Annotated in this window: 20 protein-coding genes; 4 read left to right on the plus strand and 16 right to left on the minus strand. The window is 56.9% G+C overall.

Going from position 1 to position 21,645, the window contains the following annotated elements; translation table 11 throughout:
* Positions 1-39: 39 nt before the first annotated feature.
* From glmU to asnC, 14 genes are all read right to left on the minus strand, one after another.
* Entirely contained in the window at positions 40-1,413 is a 1,374-nt protein-coding gene (gene glmU, locus ACUTSC_RS18600) for a bifunctional UDP-N-acetylglucosamine diphosphorylase/glucosamine-1-phosphate N-acetyltransferase GlmU (protein WP_197768369.1), read from the minus strand.
* A 290-nt stretch (positions 1,414-1,703) separates the two neighbouring features.
* The gene (locus tag ACUTSC_RS18605) at positions 1,704-2,123 is read right to left on the minus strand and encodes a F0F1 ATP synthase subunit epsilon (RefSeq protein WP_004933814.1); all 420 of its coding nucleotides are present in this window, start codon (positions 2,121-2,123) and stop codon (positions 1,704-1,706) included.
* A 20-nt stretch (positions 2,124-2,143) separates the two neighbouring features.
* Positions 2,144-3,526 carry a F0F1 ATP synthase subunit beta gene (gene atpD / locus ACUTSC_RS18610; RefSeq protein ID WP_004933813.1) on the minus strand — a complete coding sequence of 461 codons (1,383 nt, stop codon included), beginning with the start codon at positions 3,524-3,526 and terminating at the stop codon, positions 2,144-2,146.
* Between the two features lie 32 nt (positions 3,527-3,558).
* Positions 3,559-4,422 carry a F0F1 ATP synthase subunit gamma gene (gene atpG / locus ACUTSC_RS18615; RefSeq protein ID WP_004933811.1) on the minus strand — a complete coding sequence of 288 codons (864 nt, stop codon included), beginning with the start codon at positions 4,420-4,422 and terminating at the stop codon, positions 3,559-3,561.
* 59 nt (positions 4,423-4,481) lie between these two features.
* Positions 4,482-6,023 (minus strand): F0F1 ATP synthase subunit alpha, encoded by a 1,542-nt coding sequence (gene atpA / locus ACUTSC_RS18620; protein WP_004933808.1) that lies wholly within the window; start codon positions 6,021-6,023, stop codon positions 4,482-4,484.
* Positions 6,024-6,035: 12 nt separating this feature from the next.
* Positions 6,036-6,569, minus strand: a complete 534-nt coding sequence (gene atpH, locus ACUTSC_RS18625) for a F0F1 ATP synthase subunit delta (RefSeq protein ID WP_197768370.1) — start codon at positions 6,567-6,569, stop codon at positions 6,036-6,038.
* Between the two features lie 14 nt (positions 6,570-6,583).
* Complete coding sequence (atpF, locus tag ACUTSC_RS18630; protein WP_004933804.1) at positions 6,584-7,054, minus strand: F0F1 ATP synthase subunit B; 471 nt, start codon at positions 7,052-7,054, stop codon at positions 6,584-6,586.
* Between the two features lie 57 nt (positions 7,055-7,111).
* Complete coding sequence (atpE, locus tag ACUTSC_RS18635) at positions 7,112-7,351, minus strand: F0F1 ATP synthase subunit C (RefSeq protein WP_004093904.1); 240 nt, start codon at positions 7,349-7,351, stop codon at positions 7,112-7,114.
* A 49-nt stretch (positions 7,352-7,400) separates the two neighbouring features.
* The gene (atpB, locus tag ACUTSC_RS18640) at positions 7,401-8,180 is read right to left on the minus strand and encodes a F0F1 ATP synthase subunit A (RefSeq protein ID WP_025160299.1); all 780 of its coding nucleotides are present in this window, start codon (positions 8,178-8,180) and stop codon (positions 7,401-7,403) included.
* Between the two features lie 22 nt (positions 8,181-8,202).
* A complete protein-coding gene (atpI, locus tag ACUTSC_RS18645; protein ID WP_004933796.1) occupies positions 8,203-8,586 on the minus strand; it encodes a F0F1 ATP synthase subunit I in 384 nt (127 codons plus the stop codon).
* A gap of 639 nt (positions 8,587-9,225) precedes the next feature.
* A complete protein-coding gene (rsmG, locus tag ACUTSC_RS18650) occupies positions 9,226-9,846 on the minus strand; it encodes a 16S rRNA (guanine(527)-N(7))-methyltransferase RsmG (protein ID WP_015379471.1) in 621 nt (206 codons plus the stop codon).
* A gap of 138 nt (positions 9,847-9,984) precedes the next feature.
* Positions 9,985-11,874 carry a tRNA uridine-5-carboxymethylaminomethyl(34) synthesis enzyme MnmG gene (mnmG, locus tag ACUTSC_RS18655; RefSeq protein ID WP_033631384.1) on the minus strand — a complete coding sequence of 630 codons (1,890 nt, stop codon included), beginning with the start codon at positions 11,872-11,874 and terminating at the stop codon, positions 9,985-9,987.
* 380 nt (positions 11,875-12,254) lie between these two features.
* Positions 12,255-12,695, minus strand: a complete 441-nt coding sequence (mioC, locus tag ACUTSC_RS18660; RefSeq protein WP_016929621.1) for an FMN-binding protein MioC — start codon at positions 12,693-12,695, stop codon at positions 12,255-12,257.
* Positions 12,696-12,795: 100 nt separating this feature from the next.
* Complete coding sequence (gene asnC, locus ACUTSC_RS18665) at positions 12,796-13,257, minus strand: transcriptional regulator AsnC (protein WP_004933786.1); 462 nt, start codon at positions 13,255-13,257, stop codon at positions 12,796-12,798.
* A 155-nt stretch (positions 13,258-13,412) separates the two neighbouring features.
* On the opposite strand from asnC, the gene asnA reads away from it, so the two are divergent.
* Positions 13,413-14,405: an aspartate--ammonia ligase gene (gene asnA / locus ACUTSC_RS18670; protein ID WP_197768371.1), complete on the plus strand. Its 993-nt coding sequence runs from the start codon at positions 13,413-13,415 to the stop codon at positions 14,403-14,405.
* A gap of 4 nt (positions 14,406-14,409) precedes the next feature.
* Here asnA and viaA read toward each other — a convergent pair whose 3' ends face one another.
* The gene (gene viaA / locus ACUTSC_RS18675; RefSeq protein ID WP_197768372.1) at positions 14,410-15,873 is read right to left on the minus strand and encodes an ATPase RavA stimulator ViaA; all 1,464 of its coding nucleotides are present in this window, start codon (positions 15,871-15,873) and stop codon (positions 14,410-14,412) included.
* A 2-nt stretch (positions 15,874-15,875) separates the two neighbouring features.
* Positions 15,876-17,384 (minus strand): ATPase RavA, encoded by a 1,509-nt coding sequence (gene ravA, locus ACUTSC_RS18680; RefSeq protein ID WP_197768373.1) that lies wholly within the window; start codon positions 17,382-17,384, stop codon positions 15,876-15,878.
* Between the two features lie 283 nt (positions 17,385-17,667).
* Here ravA and kup point away from each other — a divergent pair, with 283 nt between their 5' ends.
* The 3 genes from kup to rbsA all read left to right on the plus strand — a co-directional run bounded on the left by kup (position 17,668) and on the right by rbsA (position 21,639).
* Positions 17,668-19,536, plus strand: a complete 1,869-nt coding sequence (gene kup / locus ACUTSC_RS18685) for a low affinity potassium transporter Kup (RefSeq protein WP_197768374.1) — start codon at positions 17,668-17,670, stop codon at positions 19,534-19,536.
* A gap of 170 nt (positions 19,537-19,706) precedes the next feature.
* On the plus strand, positions 19,707-20,126 hold the full coding sequence (gene rbsD, locus ACUTSC_RS18690; protein ID WP_197768375.1) for a D-ribose pyranase: 420 nt from the start codon (positions 19,707-19,709) through the stop codon (positions 20,124-20,126).
* A 7-nt stretch (positions 20,127-20,133) separates the two neighbouring features.
* Positions 20,134-21,639, plus strand: a complete 1,506-nt coding sequence (gene rbsA, locus ACUTSC_RS18695) for a ribose ABC transporter ATP-binding protein RbsA (RefSeq protein ID WP_197768376.1) — start codon at positions 20,134-20,136, stop codon at positions 21,637-21,639.
* Positions 21,640-21,645 lie beyond the last annotated feature (6 nt).

Here is a 21,645-nt window from a genome sequence, read left to right on the forward strand (position 1 = left end):
TTGTATTGGGCTCGTGAACGGAGCCCAACGCAAAACACACTATGACTTCTTCTTCACCGGACGTTGCCAGCCCTGAATGTGCACCTGCTTGACGCGGCTCAGCACCAGTTCGTTCTCAGCGATATCGCGCGTCACCGTGGTGCCGGCGGCGATGGTGGAGCCTTTGCCGACCGACACCGGCGCCACCAGCTGAGTATCGGAACCGACGAATACGCCGTCGCCGATTACCGTCTTGTGCTTGTTGGCGCCATCGTAGTTGCAGGTGATGGTGCCGGCGCCGATATTCACGTCATCGCCAATTTCGGCATCGCCCAGGTAGCTGAGGTGGCCGGCCTTGGAGCCTTTGCCCAGGCGCGCCTTTTTCATTTCCACGAAGTTGCCGACGTGAGCCCCTGCCGCCAGCTCCGCGCCTGGGCGCAGGCGGGCGAACGGCCCCACGGTGCAGTCGGCTTCCAGCACGCTGTCTTCCAGCACGCTGTAAGGGCTGATCTCGCAGTCATCGCCAATCACGCAGTTTTTCAGCACGCAGCCGGCGCCGATTTTCACCCGGTCGCCCAGCTTGACGTGACCTTCGATAATCACATTCGCATCAATAGTGATGTCTCGGCCGTGAACAAGTTCCCCGCGCAGATCGAAACGCGCCGGATCCAGCAGCATCACGCCGGCCAACAGCAGCTTTTCAGACTGTTCCGACTGGAATACGCGCTCCAGGGTCGCCAACTGCAGGCGGTTGTTTACGCCTTCCACTTCGCTCAGGCGCGACGGGTGTACAGCCTCGATTTTTTTGCCGTCGGCATGGGCCAAGGCAATGATATCGGTGATGTAAAACTCGCCCTGTGCGTTGTCGTTATTCAACATCCCCAGCCAGCGCTTCAGATCGCGCCCGTTCGCCACCAGGATGCCGGTATTGATTTCGTTAATCTGGCGCTGCGCCTCGCTGGCATCCTTGTGTTCGACGATGCCCACCACGTTGCCCTGCTCGCGCACGATACGGCCGTAACCGCTTGGATCGTCCAGCTTGACCGTCAGCAGACCGATGCCGCCCTGCGGTTTGGCCGCCAGCAGGCGTTGCAACGTATCTACGGAGATCAACGGCACATCGCCGTACAACATCAGCACGTCTTCATCGTCGGCAAAGTGCGGCGCAGCCTGCTGCATTGCATGACCGGTACCCAGTTGCTCGGCCTGCAGCACCCAGTTCAGCGCGCCGTCAGTCAGCGTGCTTTTCAACAAATCGCCGCCGTGGCCGTATACCAGGTGAACATGTTGCGCGCCCAGTTTCATCGCGGCATCAATGACGTGCTGCACCATCGGCTTGCCGGCCAAAGGATGCAACACTTTGGGAAGATCGGAATACATGCGCGTACCCTTGCCTGCGGCGAGGATGACCACGCTCATTGCGCTGTTCGACATAAGCAACCTGATAACTCCATTTTGATAGACGAAAGTAAAACCGTTTAGCGACGATATTACTACATATTTCTCATCACGAACCCGGCGCAGGCCGCGCGGCTCTTGGCCTGTCGCCATCATGGCCGATTCGGCTTCAGGACGAAAAAACTGTCGGCGATCGACGACATTTATTTCCCGATATCAGGGGTTATACACCACACCGCCCGCCGGGCTGAAATGCTTATTTTAAAGTAAAAAAAAAGCGACCCTATAGGCCGCTTTCTTAAAGTTGGGTGCCAGGCACCCAAACATTACATCGCTTTTCTGGTGAGCTCGATAACGCGCAGTTTTGCGATCGCTTTCGCCAGTTCAGCGGATGCCTGAGCATAGTCGACATCGCCATGAGAGCTGCGAATGTGTTCTTCAGCTTTACGCTTAGCTTCCAACGCTCTCGCTTCGTCGAGGTCAGTACCACGGATAGCAGTGTCCGCCAGCACGGTAACCACGCTCGGCTGCACCTCAAGGATGCCGCCGGACAGGTAGATGAACTCTTCTTCACCGTGCTGCTTAACAATACGCACCATGCCAGGCTTGATGGCAGTCAGCAGCGGCGCATGGCCAGGGAAGATCCCCAGTTCACCTTCGCTGCCTGTCACCTGGATCTTCTGCACCAGGCCGGAAAACATCTGTTTTTCCGCGCTGACTACATCCAGATGGTAAGTCATAGCCATATCACCCTCCTCTCAAGGCGTTACAGTTTCTTGGCTTTTTCCACTGCTTCTTCAATGGTGCCAACCATGTAGAACGCCTGCTCCGGCAGGTGGTCATAGTCGCCGTCCATAATGCCTTTGAAACCACGGATGGTGTCTTTCAGCGATACGAACTTGCCCGGAGAACCGGTGAAGACTTCTGCCACGAAGAACGGCTGAGACAGGAAACGTTGGATCTTACGCGCACGGGATACGACCAGTTTGTCTTCTTCAGACAGCTCGTCCATACCCAGGATCGCGATGATATCTTTCAGTTCCTGGTAGCGTTGCAGAATAGACTGCACGCCACGCGCTACGTCGTAGTGCTCCTGGCCAACAACCAGCGGATCCAGCTGACGGCTGGTGGAGTCCAGCGGATCAACGGCCGGGTAGATACCCAGAGAAGCGATGTTACGGCTCAGTACCACAGTTGCGTCCAAGTGCGCAAAGGTGGTGGCTGGTGACGGGTCAGTCAAGTCATCCGCAGGAACGTAAACGGCCTGTACGGAAGTGATGGAACCGGTCTTGGTCGAGGTGATACGTTCTTGCAGAACGCCCATCTCTTCCGCCAGCGTTGGCTGATAACCTACCGCGGATGGCATACGGCCCAGAAGTGCGGACACTTCGGTACCGGCCAGGGTGTAACGGTAGATGTTGTCAACGAACAGCAGAACGTCACGGCCTTCGTCACGGAATTTCTCCGCCATGGTCAGACCGGTCAGCGCAACGCGCAGACGGTTACCCGGTGGCTCGTTCATCTGGCCGTAAACCAGGGATACTTTGTCCAGAACGTTGGAGTCGGTCATTTCGTGGTAGAAGTCGTTACCCTCACGAGTACGCTCGCCCACGCCCGCAAACACGGAATAACCGGAGTGCTCGATCGCGATGTTACGGATCAGCTCCATCATGTTTACGGTTTTACCCACGCCCGCACCGCCGAACAGACCGACTTTACCGCCCTTGGCGAACGGACAAATCAGGTCCATTACCTTGATACCGGTTTCCAGCAGTTCCTGGGAGCTGGACAGCTCTTCGTAGCTTGGCGCCGCGCGGTGAATCGCCCAACGCTCTTCTTCGCCGATGTCGCCTTTCATGTCGATCGGTTGACCCAATACGTTCATGATACGGCCCAGGGTAGCTTTACCCACCGGCACTTCAATCGGGTGGTCCAGGTTGTTCACTTTCAGACCGCGACGCAGACCGTCGGAGGTCCCCATTGCGATACAGCGAACCACGCCACCGCCCAGCTGTTGCTGAACTTCCAACACCAGCTTTTCGGTGCCGTTTTCTACCTCAAGGGCGTCGTACACTTTTGGTACGGCATCCTGAGGGAACTCGACGTCCACCACGGCGCCGATTACCTGGATAATCTTTCCAGTAGCCATCTTGAATCCTCTACGTAATTCGTAAACCTAGCTTAAACCGCGGAGGCTCCCGAAACGATCTCGGTGAGTTCCTGAGTGATGCTGGCCTGACGCGCCTTGTTGTATACCAACTGCAGCTCTTTGATCAGGCTACCGCCGTTATCGGTTGCGGCTTTCATCGCGACCATTCGTGCGGCCTGCTCGCTGGCCAGGTTTTCCACGACGCCCTGATAAACCTGCGACTCCACATAGCGGCGCAGCAAGGTATCAAGCAGCACTTTTGGATCGGGTTCATACAGGTAATCCCAAGGCGTTTTCTTCAGCTCTTCGTCATCGGCTGGCGGTAACGGCAGCAGCTGAAGCACCTGCGGCTCTTGGGACATCGTATTAACAAATTTGTTGCTGACAATGTACAGCTTGTCCAAACGACCTTCGTCGTAGGCCTGCAGCATCACTTTCACCGGCCCGATCAGATCCGACAGGGAAGGTTTGTCCCCCATGCCGGTCACCTGGGCAACCACGTTGCCGCCCACGGAACCAAAGAAAGAGGCCGCTTTAGAGCCAATCAGCGCCAAATCTGTTTCGACGCCTTTTTCGGACCAGGCTTTCATCTCCGCCAGCAGCTTTTTGAACAGGTTGATGTTCAAGCCGCCGCAGAGACCACGGTCAGTAGACACCACCAGATACCCGACGCGCTTAACGTCACGCTCATCCAGGTACGGGTGCTTGTACTCCAGATTCCCTAACGCAAGGTGACCAATCACTTTGCGCATGGTCTCTGCATAAGGACGGCTGGCCGCCATGCGATCCTGCGATTTACGCATTTTGGAGGCGGCGACCATTTCCATCGCTTTAGTGATCTTTTGCGTGTTTTGCACGCTAGCGATCTTACTACGTATCTCTTTTGCGCCGGCCATCTCTGCTTCTCCTCAGTGCCAGACGGCCTGCTGTCTTTCAACAGCAGGACCGTTCGGCGTTACCAGGACTGGGTTTTCTTGAAGGTCTCGAGGATGTCTTTCAACTTGCCCTCGATCTCATCATTGAAGTTGCCAGTTTGGTTGATGTGGTTCAGCAGCTCGGCGTGCTCGCGGTCCGCATAGGCGACCAGCGCGGCTTCGAAGCTCACCACTTTGGCGACTTCGACGTCGTTCAGGTAACCGCGTTCTGCGGCAAACAGCACCAGAGACTGTTGTGCGACCGACATCGGCGCATACTGTTTCTGTTTCAGCAGCTCGGTCACTTTCTGACCGTGGCTCAGCTGTTTGCGGGTCGCGTCGTCCAGATCGGAGGCGAACTGGGAGAACGCAGCCAGTTCACGATACTGCGCCAGCGCGGTACGAATACCACCGGACAGTTTCTTCATGATCTTGGTCTGCGCGGCGCCACCAACACGGGATACGGAGATACCCGGGTTAACTGCCGGACGAATACCGGAGTTGAACAGGTTGGATTCCAGGAAGATCTGACCATCGGTAATCGAGATTACGTTGGTCGGAACGAACGCGGAAACGTCACCCGCCTGGGTTTCAATGATCGGCAGAGCGGTCAGTGAACCGGTTTGGCCTTTAACTTCACCTTTGGTGAAGGCTTCAACGTATTCGGCGTTAACGCGCGCTGCACGCTCCAGCAAGCGGGAGTGCAGGTAGAATACGTCGCCTGGGTAAGCTTCACGACCTGGCGGACGACGAAGCAGCAGGGAAATCTGGCGGTAAGCAACGGCCTGTTTGGACAGGTCATCGTACACGATCAGCGCATCTTCACCGCGGTCACGGAAGTATTCGCCCATTGCGCAACCGGCGTATGGCGCCAGGTATTGCAGTGCAGCGGATTCGGAAGCGGTCGCCACCACCACGATGGTGTTGGCCAGTGCGCCGTGCTCTTCCAGTTTGCGCACCACGTTAGCGATGGTGGACGCTTTCTGACCGATAGCCACGTAAACGCATTTGATGCCGGAGTCGCGTTGGTTGATGATCGCATCGATCGCCAGCGCGGTTTTACCGGTCTGGCGGTCACCGATCACCAGCTCGCGCTGGCCACGGCCGATTGGAATCATGGCGTCAACGGATTTGTAGCCAGTCTGAACCGGCTGATCAACGGACTGACGCTCGATAACGCCAGGCGCGATAGCTTCTACCGGAGAGAAGCCGTCGTTCTCAATCGGACCTTTGCCGTCGATTGGTGCACCCAGAGTGTTAACTACGCGGCCCAGCAGACCACGACCGACGGGAACTTCCAGGATACGGCCGGTGCATTTAACCTTCATGCCTTCGGCCAGATCCGCGTACGGACCCATAACCACGGCACCGACGGAGTCGCGCTCCAGGTTCAATGCGATTGCGTAACGGTTGCCAGGCAGCGCGATCATTTCGCCCTGCATAACTTCGGCCAGGCCGTGTACGCGGATGATCCCGTCGCTGACGGAAACGATAGTACCTTCATTGTGAGCTTCGCTCACTACATTGAACTGAGCAATGCGCTGCTTGATCAGTTCGCTGATTTCGGTGGAATTCAGTTGCATGCTCCAGTCCCCTTAAGACTGCAAGACGTCTGTCAGGCGTTCAAGACGACCGCGAACGCTGCCATCAATCACCATATCGCCGGCGCGAACAACGATGCCGGCCAGTACAGACTTGTCAATTTTGCAATTCAGCTTAACTTTGCGTGACAGACGTTTTTCCATCGCAGCGGCGATTTTCGCCTGCTGTTCTTCGCTCAGCGCGCTCGCAGAGAGCACTTCGACTTCGACGGTGGATTCCAGCGAGGCGCGCAGTTCGATGAACTGCTGCAGCACGGCAGGAAGAACCAGTAAACGTCCATTTTCGGCCATTACACGGATAAAGTTCTGGCCATGTTCGTCGAGCCGATCGCCACAAACCGCGATGAACGTCTTGGACAGCGTTTCTGGCGCAACCGCGCCAGACAGCAGTTCAGAAATCTGTTCATTGCGAGTGACTTCAGCCGCAAACGCCAGCATTTCCTGCCAGCGCTCTACGCTTTGGTGCTCAACGGCAAAGTCAAAAGCTGCTTTGGCGTAGGGGCGAGCTACAGTTACAAATTCAGACATCAGCCCCTCCCTCCTTACAGTTCAGCGACCAGTTTATCAACGATGTCGCTGTTAGCAGCTTCATCCACGGAACGTTCGATGATCTTCTCGGCGCCGGCAATTGCCAGCATCGCGACTTGCTTACGCAACTCTTCACGAGCGCGCTTACGTTCGGCTTCGATCTCAGCCTGAGCCTGCGCCACGATTTTGTTACGTTCCTGCTCGGCTTCGGCTTTCGCTTCATCCATGATCTGAGCTTTGCGTTTGTTCGCTTGCTCGATGATCACCTGAGCTTCTGCTTTAGCAGTTTTCAGCTGGTCGGTCGCATTGGCTTGCGCTAAGTCCAGATCTTTTTTGGCACGCTCTGCAGAAGCGAGGCCGTCAGCGATTTCTTTCTGACGTTTCTCGATGGCAGCCATGATCGGCGGCCATACGTACTTCATGCAGAACCAGACAAACAGAACGAACGCGATGGCCTGGCCGAGGATTGTTGCGTTAAGATTCACAGCACAATGCCTCTTTAAAAGTTAATAGTTTGGTTACGTCGTAGAGGGTTGCTCTACTTACGCGACGGCGAACATCACGTACAGACCCAGACCTACAGCGATCATCGGGATGGCGTCGACCAGACCCATAACGATAAAGAACTGTGTACGCAGCAGAGGAATCAGGTCAGGCTGACGAGCAGCGCCTTCCAAGAATTTACCACCCAGGATGCCGATACCGATCGCAGCACCGATTGCCGCTAAACCCATCATCACAGCGGCAGCCATGTACAGCAGATCCATACTCAGGTTTTCCATGACAGTCTCCAGTTTGTTTCAGTTTAAAAGTGCAAGTGTTTTAAGAAAATCAGTGCTCTTCAGACGCCATCGACAGATAGACGATCGTCAGAACCATGAAAATAAAGGCTTGAAGCGTAATGATCAGGATGTGGAAGATAGCCCAAGGCAAGCTCAGGACCCACTGTGACCACCACGGCAACAGGCCGGCAATCAGGATGAAGATCAACTCACCCGCATACATGTTGCCGAACAGTCGCAGACCCAGTGAAACAGGTTTGGACAGCAGGCTGACACCTTCAAGAATCAGGTTGATAGGAATGAATACAGGGTGGTTGAACGGCTGCATGGTCAACTCTTTAACGAACCCGCCAACGCCTTTCATTTTGATGCTATAGAACAGAATCAGGATAAACACGCCCAGCGCCATAGACAGCGTGACGTTCACGTCAGCGGTAGGCACGACGCGCAGCGCAGGCAGACCGAGAACGTGGGTGCCGAGATAAGGCAGGAAGTCAACCGGGATGAGGTCCATCAGGTTCATCAGGAACACCCAGACGAACACGGTCAGTGCCAACGGCGCAATCACCTTGCTCTTGCCGTGGTACATGTCGCGCACGCTGCTGTCGACGAAACCGACCACCAGCTCCACGGCGGTTTGCAGTTTACCCGGCACGCCGCTGGTGGCGTTTTTGGCCACTTTGCGGAAGATCACCAGGAAGAGCGCCCCGAGGACGACGGAGAAAAACATCGAGTCGAGGTTAATCGACCAAAACCCAGTCCCGACCTGAAGCTGCGTCAGGTGGTGACCGATATACTCCTGTGGAGTCAAGACTTCTCCTGCAGACATGATGCCTCTTACCCTTATTTAGTTAAGTTCGGTAACTGTTAATCACGGCCGGTGCCACTATCTGCACCACTAACACCGCTAAATAGGTCAGGCCAAGCGGTATAAACTCCGCCTTGAACACCCCCAGCGCCACGATCAGCAAAACGATGGTGATCACGACCTTTAGCCCCTCGCCGATGGCGAACGACCAGGCAACCCTACCGGGCGCCGGCGTTTGCGCCTGGTGGCGCAAGGCAAACAGCATAAACATTGCACTCGGCAACCAGGCGGCGAGACCGCCTGCCAGCGCCGAAGCGCTCCATTCCGGGCTTTTCAGCCAGAAAGCAACGCTGATCAGAACAAAAGTCATTAACTGCAAAAACAGCAGTTTGCGTGCGACTTTCCCGCTGTAAAGGGACACAGACATGACGTTTGTTCTCTCCGTACCCCAGAGGGGGTATGCTGAGTGACGTATACAACTGTTTTTGCTGTCCTGAGTCAAGCAGCAAAAAACGAGCAAATTATACGGGGCATACCAACGAATTCAATCGATAAGTAGCGAAAAGGTGAACAATTATTTAAATTTCCCTATTCCAGCCTATTTTCACAAGAAAACGGTCGGAATAATAGGGCGCATTTAATTGTCTGATTATTCCAGCGTTGCGTTTAGAAACGCGAAGCTGATCACAGTAATGTCCCTTCCTGATTTATAGCCGATGGTCAACCAAACCGTCTTTAGCAATTTGAGCGATCAAAAGATTATATAAATCAAAACATTATCAGTTAACTGTTCAAAAACAATCCGTATACCCGATGAAAACCTTTTATTGACAAGCAGCGGGGCAATATTCCAACAGCCAATTAACATTAGCAGCAAAGGCCAATCTTTCGCACATGATTGCTAACGTGACTATTTCTAAATGCAATTACTCTATTGTCGCTAATTAGCCGCGGTTTTTGTGTTAATAGAAAGTAAATTAACTAAAAAAAGCGACCAACTAATTAGCCTGCTTATCTTTCTGCCTGGAACTACCTTTAATTCACGCTTGTTTGATCAAAAGCAAACTCAGTTTGCCTTAAGAATCACCAGATGGCGTTCGCCTTCCAGTTCAGGCACCTGCAGCCGCACGATGGACTCCAGGCTAACGCCTGCCGGCAGCTGCGTCAGCTCTTCATCCGGGCGCACGCCTTTCAACGCGTAAAAACGCCCCTGCCCTTTCGCCGGCAGATGATGGCACCAGGACAGCATATCCTGCAGCGAAGCGAACGCGCGGCTGATCACGCCATCAAACGGTGGCTCGGCCGGAAACGCTTCGACGCGGCTCTGCACCGGCTCGATATTGTTCAGGCCCAGCTCATGCTGCACCTGGCGCAGGAAACGCACGCGTTTGCCCAGGCTGTCGAGCAGCGTGAAATGTGCGTCCGGGCGCACGATCGCCAGCGGAATGCCGGGCAAACCGGGGCCGGTGCCGACATCGATAAAACGCGAGCCCTGCAGATGCGGGTTGACCACGATGCTGTCGAGAATGTGGCGTACCAACATTTGCTGCGGATCGCGCACCGACGTGAGGTTATAAGCCTTGTTCCACTTATCCAGCATGCCGACATAGCCCAGCAGCTGTTGTTTCTGCTGATCGGGCAGCTCAATGCCTGCTGCCGCAAGCAGCGAGTCTAATTTTTTTTGCACAACGGATCCTCTGGCAGGCGCTGAACGACCAGCGGATGGTCAGCTGGCGCAATGAGGCGACTATGATAATTCAGGGCGCAAGTGATGTCAGCGGCCGTTTGGCTACGGGATGAACAAACGGCCGCCTGGATACGAGATTTATGCGCTGCGGCGCAGCAGCCCCTGCTTTTTCAGCCAGATCAGCAAAATCGAGATCGCCGCCGGCGTAATGCCGGAGATACGCGAAGCCTGGCCGATGGAGTTCGGTTTGTGATCGTTCAGCTTGGCGATCACCTCGTTCGACAGCCCTGAAACCTGACGGTAATCGAGATCCAACGGCAGCACGGTATTCTCGTTGCGCTGCTGTTTTTCGATCTCTTCCTGCTGGCGAGCGATGTAGCCTTCGTATTTGACCTGGATCTCGACCTGCTCGGCGGCTTGTACATCGTCCAGCGGCGGCGCGAAGGCGTCGGTGCCGGTCAACTGCGCGTAATCCATCTCAGGGCGGCGCAGCAGCTCTTCGCCATTCGCTTCGCGCGACAATGGCGCTTTCAGCAGCGCATTGACCTGTTCGACGTTCTCGGCGTGCGGGTGCATCCAGATGTCGCGCAGGCGCTGACGTTCGCGTTCGATTCGCTCCAGCTTCTCGCTGTAACGCGCCCAACGCACATCGTCCACCAGGCCCAGTTCACGGCCTTTTTCCGTCAGGCGGAGATCGGCATTGTCTTCGCGCAGCATCAGACGATACTCGGCGCGTGAGGTAAACATCCGGTACGGTTCTTTGGTGCCGAGGGTGCTGAGATCGTCCACCAGCACGCCCAGATAAGCCTGATCGCGACGTGGCGCCCAGCCTTCCTGTTCGTCGGCGAAGCGCCCGGCGTTCAAACCGGCCAGCAGGCCCTGCGCAGCGGCTTCTTCATACCCGGTAGTGCCGTTGATCTGGCCGGCGAAGAACAGCCCCTGAATGAATTTGCTTTCCAGCGTCGGCTTCAAATCGCGCGGATCGAAGAAATCGTACTCAATGGCGTAGCCAGGGCGAATAATACGCGCGTTCTGCATGCCTTCCATCGAACGGACGATCTGCATCTGCACGTCGAACGGCAGGCTGGTGGAAATCCCGTTAGGGTAAATCTCGTTGCTGGTCAGGCCTTCCGGCTCGAGGAAGATCTGGTGCGCATTGCGATCGGCAAAGCGCATGACCTTGTCTTCGATCGACGGGCAATAACGTGGGCCGATCCCTTCGATGATCCCGGCATACATCGGGCTGCGATCGAGGTTATTGCGGATCACGTCATGGGTTTTTTCGTTGGTATGGGTGATGTAGCACGCCATTTGTTCCGGGTGTTGGCTGGCATCGCCCAGGAACGAGAATACCGGCACCGGCGTATCGCCGTGTTGTGGCGCCAGTACGCTGAAATCGATAGTGCGGGCGTCGATGCGTGGTGGTGTACCGGTTTTCAGGCGGTTAACGCGCAGCGGCAGTTCTCGTAAACGCTGCGACAGCGAGATCGAAGGAGGATCCCCGGCGCGGCCTCCGCTGTAATTTTCCAGACCGATATGGATCTTGCCGTCCAGGAAGGTGCCTACGGTCAATACCACCGCCTTGGCGCGGAATTTCAGGCCCATTTGGGTTACAGCGCCGACTACGCGATCGTTTTCGACGATCAGATCCTCAACGGGTTGTTGGAAGATCATCAGGTTGGGCTGGTTCTCCAATGCGGTACGGATCGCCTGGCGATACAGTACGCGATCCGCCTGAGCGCGAGTGGCGCGAACGGCAGGGCCTTTGCTGGCGTTTAGTATCCTAAACTGGATGCCGGCATGGTCGATCGCCGTCGCCATCAGGCCACCGAGTGCATCAATTTCCTTAACCAGATGCCCTTTACCAATACCGCCAATTGCCGGGTTACAGGACATCTGTCCCAGCGTATCGATATTGTGTGTCAATAATAAAGTCTGACGTCCCATGCGCGCCGCGGCCATGGCAGCCTCGGTACCTGCATGGCCACCACCGATGATGATGACGTCAAATTGATCTGGATAAAACATGGAACTGCACCTCGCCGTATTGCGAACGATCGTATTTGCCCTGGGGTGGGGGATTCTACTCAAGTTTAGACGATCGACCAAGTGGTCAGGATCGTCGGTAATTAAAAGAAGATCTTTTTTATTTAAAGATCTCTTTATTAGATCTCTTATTAGGATCGCGATCCTCTGTGGATAAGTGACTATTCACGATGAAGATCAGCAGATTAAGGAGGATCGTTTGCTGTGAATGATCGGTGATCCCGAGGCTGATAAGCTGGGATCTAAAAGGCTTGTTATGCACAGGACAAAAAGCGTACTACGGTTGTTATTGGGATAACTACGGCTTTTACCCTGCTTTTAAGTATAGTTACCCACAATCGTTCGCACGATCTTTAGGCGAATTAGAGTAAATTAATCCAATTTTTTACCCATTCCTCGGCCGGATCCTCAGGAATTTCATGTTCGGTCACGTCGATCTCGAGACGATCGCCGATCCTTTTCGCGCCTCTGGCGATCAACAGATCGTCGATCTGTTTGATCGCACCGCAGAAGGTGTCGTATTCCGAACTGCCCAAACCGACGGCGCCAAACTGCACCTCGGAAAGATCCGGCTGTTGTTCGGCGATCTGTTCCAGCAACGGCTGAAGGTTATCCGGCAGTTCGCCGGCGCCGTGTGTGGAAGAGACCACCAGCCAGCGGCCGGTCAAGGGCAACTCATCCAGTTCAGGGCCGTGCAGCATCTCGGTAGAGAAACCCGCGTCTTCCAGCTTTTCAGCCAAATGTTCAGCCACGTATTCGGCGCTGCCAAGCGTACTGCCACTGATCAGAGTAATGTCTGCCATGAACCAACGATCCCAACCTTCTCACTCAAAGTGGCTGCATTGTACGCTGTGAATCGGCTGGGATCTACCTGTGGATAATGTGGGTATGCAATTTGACGGGTTACGGCACGATGGTGCGCATAATGGGGTTCTGCAGCGAGATCAGCGTTTCGGTAGACTGGATCTCGTCGATGGTCTGGATCTTGTTGATAAGTACCTGTTGCAGCGCGTCGATCGATCGGCACATCACCTTAATAAAGACGCTGTAGTGGCCGGTGGTGTAATAGGCTTCCACCACTTCTTCCAGGCTTTCCAGCTTCTTCAGCGCCGAAGGGTAGTCCTTGGCGCTCTTTAATATGATGCCGATAAAGCAGCACACGTCGTAGCCCAGCTGTTTGGGGCTGACGTCGATGCGCGCGCCGGTGATGATCCCGGCCTGTTTCATCTTCTCTACCCGCACATGAATGGTGCCGGGGCTGACGGCGAAGTTTTTCGCCAGTTCGGCGTACGGCGTGCGCGCGTTGTCCATCAGGGCGTTGAGGATGCCGCGATCGAGATTATCGATCTGATAAATTTCCGCCATTTAATCCCCCATTAATTAACGATTGTTGAATTCTGTCCGGGTAAAAATGAACGATTAAAAGTGAAAAGGCAATATTGATTAATGAATATTGAATTGACGTGTCATTTTGTTGCTTAATCGATGGCAACAGAGACAGGTTTACAAGAGATACGGCAATGAAAAAACAGTTTATCCAAAAACAACAACAAATCAGCCAGGTCAAATCCTTCTTTTCCCGCCAGCTGGAGCAACAGCTCGGCCTGATCGAAGTGCAGGCCCCGATCCTCAGCCGTTTGGGCGACGGCACGCAGGATAACCTCTCCGGCAGCGAGAAAGCGGTGCAGGTTAAGGTCAAAACCCTGCCGGACGCCACCTTCGAAGTGGTGCATTCGCTGGCGAAATGGAAACGCAAAACCCTGGGCAGCTACGATTTCGGCGCCGGCGAAGGCCTGTACACCCATATGAAGGCGCTACGCCCGGATGAAGATCGCCTGACGCCTATCCACTCGGTGTACGTCGATCAGTGGGACTGGGAGCGGGTGATGGGCGACGGTGAGCGTAGCCTGGACTATCTGAAAAGCACCGTGCGCAGCATTTACGCCGCCATCAAGGCGACGGAGACGGAAGTCAGCCGCGAGCATGGCCTGACCCCGTTCCTGCCGGAACAGATCCACTTTGTGCACAGCGAAACCCTGCTGCAGCGTTACCCGGATCTGGACGCCAAAGGGCGCGAGCGGGCGATCGCCAAAGCGCTTGGCGCGGTATTCCTGATCGGCATCGGCGGCAAGCTGTCGCATGGCAAATCGCACGATGTGCGGGCGCCGGATTATGATGACTGGACCACGCCGGCGGCGGATGGCCTGGCGGGCCTGAACGGCGATATCGTGGTGTGGAACCCGGTGCTGCAGGACGCTTTCGAGCTGTCCTCTATGGGGATCCGCGTCGATGCCGCCGCGCTGAAACATCAGTTGGCGCTGACCGGCGATGAAGAGCGCATGAAGCTGGAATGGCACCAGTCGCTGTTGCGCGGCGATATGCCGCAGACCATCGGCGGTGGCATCGGCCAGTCGCGTTTGGTGATGCTGCTGTTGCAACTGTCGCATATCGGCCAGGTGCAGTGCGGCGTGTGGTCGCCGGAAGTGCGTGGGGCGGTCGAAGGCCTGCTCTAACCGCCTAGCGCCGCCAGCGGCGCATCAAACGGCTTTTCAGCCCGGTATCGAAGCGCCAGATATGATCGAAGATGCGCATGATGCCGGGTTTGCCGTAGGCGGACATCGCCACCGCATGGAAACGCTGCTGGTGGCTTTGCTGCTGTTGTTTCACCTTCTTTATTACCTCCTCCGGCAACCGCTGGGCGATAAAATCGGAAATGATCACCGCATCGGCGTCGAACCAGCCGCTTTCCGCCATTTTGGTGACGGTGGCGTTCAGGCAGGCCGCCAGATCGGTGCCGCCGCGAAACTGCTGGCCGAGAAAGCGCACCGCCTGTTCGATGCCGCTGGCGGCGGTGAGTTCGTAATGCACGATCTGGTTGGCGAACAGCATGATGTAGCAACGGCGGTTGTCCGCCAGCGCAATGCGCAGCAGCGCCAGGCAGAACGCCTTGGCGCACTGTTCGTTGAAGCCGCCCATCGATCCTGAGGTGTCCACGCAGACGATAAACGGCCCGCGCGGCTGTTGATCCTGCTGCTGATGGGTGACCTGGCGGATCAGGATCTGTTCCTGCCAGACGTCGCCCTGCAGGCGGTAGCTCAGCAGCCGCTTTTCCAGCAGGCGGCGATAAAACTCGAACTCCAGCTCTTCAATCCCCAGCGTCGCCAGCTCCGGCGGCAGCAGGCGCAGGATGTCGTCGCTTTGATGAATGCCGCTCACTTCTTCCGGCAGCGTGGCCGGCACCTGTACCATGACCCTGAATGGTTCGGGCTGCGCGTCCTGTTGCTGCACCGCCTTGGCCTGATAGCTGCGGCCCAGCTGCTGCGCCAGCTTTTTCAGCTCCGGCTGCTGCTGCAAAAAGTTACCGTACTCCACCAGCCGTTGGTAATCACCGCGCTGCAGCTGGCCTTTGCTCATGTCCCACAGCCTGCCGGCGGCGGTGTCATTTTCCGACAGCAGCGGCTCCAGCGCGCCGCTCAGCGCCAGGCGCTCCTGCAGTTCCGCCATCAGTTGCTCGCGCTCCTGTTCCAGCAGCTGGTGGTGCAGCATGGTGGCCTGCAGCGTCAGGCTGATGCGCCAGCGCTGCAGGAACAGGGTTTGAAAGCTGTCGTCCAGCGGATGGCTGGGCAGATCGGCGGCGTCCACCAGCGCGCGCGCCTGTTCATAAAACGGCGAGACCAGCTGGCGCAGCAGCTCCATCGTGTCGTTGAGGTTGTGATAGAACTGGATGTTGTTCTCCAGCTGGCACTGTTGGTAGCGGTAAAATTCCTGCGCCAGCGCCGGCGGCACCATGGCCTCCTGCAGACGCTCCTTGAGCTGCAGTTTCCAGCGTGGCAGATCGCGATCCAGCGCCCGGCGAAGGGCCGGAAACTTTTTAAAGAACACCGACAGCTGCGGCGCCGCCAGCATGCCGACGATCATCTCCTCGATCATCTCGCCTTCGGTGATCGCCAGCAGCAGATCGAGCGTCTCCAGACTGAGCATGGTTACTGGCCGCGCATTTGCTGCTGTTGCTGTTTAACCTGCTCTGCCACCTGCAGCAGACTGGCTTCGATCTTGGCCAGGCCTGCGGCGGGGGTGAACAGACAAGGCTGATGCTGGCTGAAGGCGCGGCGCTGTTCCGCCAGGCGCTGGGCCAACGCCTCCATTTCATCCAGCAGCGCCTGCGGCGTGGCGGTGGCCTGTTTGCCCGGCAGCGCCAGCAGCGAAGGCTGGCGGCTGACGTCCAGCACCGTCAGGTGCAGTTGGTCGTCGACCTCCAAATCGATCGGCTGCGCGAAGCCGATGCCGTTCAGTTTGGCGCGCACGTCGCCGCCTTTTTGCAGCCAGTTATCCAGCACGCTGCTCTCGATGCTCAGATGGTTGACCTGAATGTCATGCAGCTGCAGCGGTTTTTGCAGCAGTAGAGTGAGCGTGCCGCCGGCGAACGGCGTGGCCGGCGCGTATTGCGGCTTGCGGCTGAACATGCCGCCCTTTTTCACCAGGCTGATGGCCTGCCGATCGCTTTGTTGTTGTTGATCCTGCAGCCAGCGGGTGTGGATTTGTTGCAGTTGGATCAGCATAGACTGCTGCTGATAGGCCGATTCGGTCAGCAGCTGATCGATCTGTTGTTGCAGCAGCTTCAGCGAGGTGAGATCGTGCCACAGGCAGTCTTTCAGCAGCATCAGGTCGAGCGGGGCGATGGCGTCGCGCCCGCTGAAGAAGGCGCAGGCCTGCAGCAGGCGCAGGGCTTTTTTCCAGCGTCGGTCGGAGACGTACGGCGCCTGTTCCAGCGCGTCCAGCCGCTGGCGCAGCTGGAAAATCAACTCAAAGCAGGCTTCCGGCAGCGCCACCTTGTCTATCTGCGGTTGCCACTGCAGAAACTCTTCGTCGCTGATGCTCAGCGCCGCCGGCACCGGGTTTTGGCTCTCGTTTTGGCGGTTGACCAGCAGCGAGCGGAAATTCTGTTTATCCTGCACCTTGTCCAGCCACAGGCGGATCAGCATGCGGTCATACAGGGCTTCGAGGCTGTTGTCCGCTTCGGGCAGTTCGTTGGAGGCGGTGACCAGCAGGCGCAGCGGGATCGGTTCTTCGCTGTTGCCGTTGCGAAAGCGCCGTTCGTTGATCGCCGTCAGCAGGGTGTTGAGGATCGCCGGGCCGGCCTTCCAGATTTCGTCCAGAAACACGATCTCCGCTTCCGGCAGGTAGCCGGCGGTCAGGCGCTGATAACGCCCTTCATCTTTCAGTGCCTGAATAGAGAGCGGGCCGAAGACCTCTTCCGGCGTGGAAAAGCGCGTCATCAGGTATTCAAAGGAGCGGGCGTTGCGGAAGGCAAACTTCAGCCGGCGCGCGATCAGGCTCTTGGCGATGCCGGGCGGGCCGAGCAGGAATACGCTTTCGCCGCTCAGCGCCGCCAGCAGGCACAGGCGGATCGCTTCTTGCCGCTCATAAAGACCGCTCTCCAGCGCGCTGCTGAGGCGGGAAATTCGTTCTGCCAGAAGGGATGATGGCGTCATATAATTGTCGCATTGTCCGAGAGTTAGCCAATCTTGGTCGATAATCCGATGATAAACCACCATTATTTTTAGTGGTATAGCTTATTGATTAGTAATATTTTTCTAAGTTGTGCCGGATATCCGGTTCACATTTTGTTTATTTTTCGGCTCTGATATAAGGGTAGGCAAGCCGTATAAATGGTGCATACTGTGCGGCTTTCTGGTGGGCGTGACGGATCTTTGAGCCCGTATTTTGCCTGATGCGGATGCATCGCTAACGGATGTTCTGATAAAGAAACGAATTATGAGCGCAGAGCATAAGCAGTCCTTATCGGCGGTAACCCTGGCGGCCATCGGCGTGGTCTACGGTGATATCGGCACCAGCCCTCTCTATACGCTGAGAGAGTGTTTCTCCGGCCATTACGGCTTCGATGTTCGTCCAGACGTGGTTTTCGGCTTCCTGTCGCTGATTTTCTGGATGCTGATCGTGATCGTTTCCCTCAAATATCTCACCTACGTGATGCGCGCGGACAACGCCGGCGAGGGCGGCATTCTGACGCTGATGTCGCTGGCCGGGCGCAACACCTCGGCGCGTACCACCGCGGTGCTGGTGATACTGGGCCTGATCGGCGGCAGCTTCTTCTATGGCGAGGTGGTGATCACCCCGGCGATCTCGGTGATGTCGGCGATAGAGGGGCTGGAAATCGCTGCGCCTGCGCTCGACGCCTATATCGTGCCGCTCTCCATTCTGGTGCTGACGCTGCTGTTCATTATCCAAAAGCACGGTACCGGCAGCGTCGGCAAGCTGTTCGCCCCGGTAATGCTGCTGTGGTTCATCGTATTGGCGGTGCTGGGTGCGCGCAGCATCATTTCGAACCCGGAAGTGCTGCAGGCGCTGAACCCCAAATGGGCGCTCAACTTCTTCATGGAATATAAGAAGGTGTCGTTCTTTGCGCTGGGGGCGGTGGTGCTGTCGATCACCGGCGTCGAGGCGCTGTATGCTGATATGGGGCACTTCGGCAAGTTCCCGATCCGCCTGGCCTGGTTCACCGTGGTGTTGCCATCGCTGGTGCTCAACTACTTCGGCCAGGGTGCGCTGCTGCTGAAAAACCCTGAGGCGATCAAAAACCCGTTCTTCCTGCTGGCGCCCGACTGGGCGCTGATCCCGCTGCTGATTCTGGCGACCCTGGCGACGGTTATCGCTTCGCAGGCGGTAATTTCCGGCGTCTTCTCGCTGACTCGCCAGGCGGTGCGTCTGGGCTATCTGTCGCCGATGCGCATCATTCACACCTCGGAAATGGAATCCGGCCAGATCTACATTCCGGTGATCAACTGGACGCTGTACATCTCGGTGGTGCTGGTAATCATCGGCTTTGAGCACTCCAGCAACCTGGCGGCGGCATACGGCATCGCCGTCACCGGCACCATGGTGCTGACCAGCATTCTGGTCACCTCGGTGGCGATCAACAACTGGCACTGGAATCGCTTCCTGGCGATCGGCATCGTGGCCATCTTGCTGATCATCGACGTGCCGATGTTCTCCGCCAACGCCCTGAAGCTGTTCTCCGGCGGCTGGTTACCGCTGACCTTGGCGCTGGTGATGTTCATCATTATGACCACCTGGAAGAGCGAGCGCTTCCGCCTGCTGCGCCGCCTGCATGAACACGGCAACTCGTTGGAGGCGATGATCGCCTCGCTGGAGAAATCGCCGCCGGTGCGAGTGCCGGGTACCGCGGTGTTCCTGTCGCGCGCCACCAACGTCATTCCTTTTGCGCTGCTGCACAACCTGAAGCACAACAAGGTGCTGCATGAACGCGTGGTGCTGCTGACGCTGCGCACCGAGGATGCGCCTTACGTGCACAACGTGCGCCGGGTGACCATCGAACAGCTGTCGCCGACCTTCTGGCGGGTGGTGGCCAGCTACGGCTGGCGTGAAACGCCGAACGTCGAGGAAGTGTTCCACCGCTGCGGGCTGGAAGGATTGCCGTGCCGCATGTCGGAGACCTCGTTCTTCATGTCCCATGAGTCGCTAATCCTCACCAAGCGGCCGTGGTACCTCTACCTGCGCGGCAAGCTGTTCGTCGCCCTGAGCCGCAATGCGCTGCGCGCGCCGGATCAGTTTGAGATCCCGCCGAACCGGGTCATCGAGCTCGGCACGCAGGTCGAGATCTAACCCGCCTGATAAGGGGCTCAGCATGGCTGAGCCCCTTTTGTTTGAGCATTGCCCGGGCGTGAACGAAACGTTTCGATAGCGATCACACTTCTGCATTGTCCCGGTTGCCTTCCCCTGCCGTTTTTTTAAACTCCCTCAGAGAGCGAAACGTTTCGCTGGTGGAGTGAGAGATGAAAAAAGGCGTATTACTGAATTCCGACGTGTCTGCCGTGATTGCCCGGCTGGGGCATACCGACCAGCTTACCCTGTGCGATGCGGGCCTGCCGATACCGGCGGAAGCGCAGCGCATCGATCTGGCGCTGACGCAGGGCGTGCCGACCTTCATGCAGGTGTTCGCGGCGGTCACGCAAGAGATGCGGGTAGAAAGCGCCATCCTGGCGGAAGAGATCGTGAAACAGAATCCGTCGCTCCACGAGGCACTGTTGGCTGAACTGACCGCACTGGGCCAACGCCAAGGTAACACCATCGGCGTGCGCTATATCAGCCATCAGGCGTTTAAAGCGCAAACCGGGCACAGCCGGGCGGTGATCCGCAGCGGGGAGTGTTCGCCTTACGCGAACGTGATCCTGTGCGCCGGCGTAACTTTCTGAGGCGCGTATGCAACCTTTACTGCAACTGAAAGGGATTGATAAAGCCTTTCCCGGCGTGAAGGCGCTTTCCGGCGCCGCCCTCAGCGTCTATCCCGGCAAGGTGATGGCGCTGGTGGGGGAAAACGGCGCCGGGAAGTCCACCATGATGAAAGTGCTGACCGGCATCTACCAGAAAGACGCCGGCAGCCAGTATTTTCTCGGTAACGAGGTGGTGTTCAACGGGCCTAAGGATTCGCAGGAAGCGGGCATCGGTATTATCCATCAGGAGCTGAATCTGATCCCGCAGCTGACGATTGCGGAAAACATCTTCCTCGGCCGCGAGTTCGTCAACCGTTTCGGCCGCATTGACTGGAAGCGCATGTATGCCGAGGCCGATCGCTTGTTGGCGCGTCTCAATCTGCGCTACAGCAGCCACCGGCTGGTGGGCGAGCTGTCGATTGGCGATCAGCAGATGGTGGAGATCGCCAAGGTACTGAGCTTCGAATCGAAAGTGATCATCATGGACGAACCGACCGATGCGCTGACCGACACCGAAACCGCCTCGCTGTTTAAGGTGATCAACGAGTTGAAGGCCGAAGGGCGAGGCATCGTTTATATCTCGCACCGCCTGAAAGAGATTTTTGAAATCTGCGACGACGTGACCGTGTTCCGCGACGGGCAGTTTATCGCCGAGCGGCTGGTGAGCGAGCTGCAGGAAGATTCGCTGATTGAGATGATGGTCGGCCGCAAACTGGAAGAGCAGTACCCGCGCCTGGATTTGCCGCGCGGGGAAAAACGGCTGGACGTCAGCCACCTTTCCGGCCCCGGCGTTGAAGACGTCAGCTTTACGCTGTATCGCGGCGAGATCCTCGGCGTGGCCGGGCTGATGGGCGCCGGGCGCACCGAATTGATGAAAATCTTGTATGGCGCCGCGCCGCGCAAGGCCGGCACCGTCAACCTGGACGGCCGCGATGTGGTCACCCACTCGCCGCAGGACGGGTTGGCGAACGGCATCGTCTATATCTCGGAAGACCGCAAGCGCGACGGCCTGGTGCTGGGCATGTCGGTGAAGGAAAACATGTCGCTGACCGCGCTGCGCTACTTTAGCCGCGCCGACGGCAGCCTGAAACAGGCCGATGAGCGGCAAGCGGTGGGGGATTTCATCCGCCTGTTCAATATTAAAACGCCATCGATGGAGCAGCCGATCGGCCTGCTTTCCGGCGGCAACCAGCAAAAAGTGGCGATCGCCCGCGGCCTGATGACCCGGCCGAAGGTGCTGATCCTCGATGAGCCGACGCGCGGCGTCGACGTCGGCGCCAAAAAAGAGATCTATCAGTTAATCAACCAGTTCAAGCAGGAAGGGCTGAGCATCATTCTGGTGTCTTCGGAAATGCCGGAGGTGATGGGCATGAGCGATCGCATTCTGGTGATGCACGAAGGGCATCTCAGCGGCGAGTTCCCGATTGAACAGGCCACCCAGGAAGCGTTGATGGCGGCAGCCGTCGGCAAGCAATACGGCGTAAAGCAGGAGTAATCAGAT

The organism is Serratia sp. TSA_105.2, from assembly GCF_052692115.1.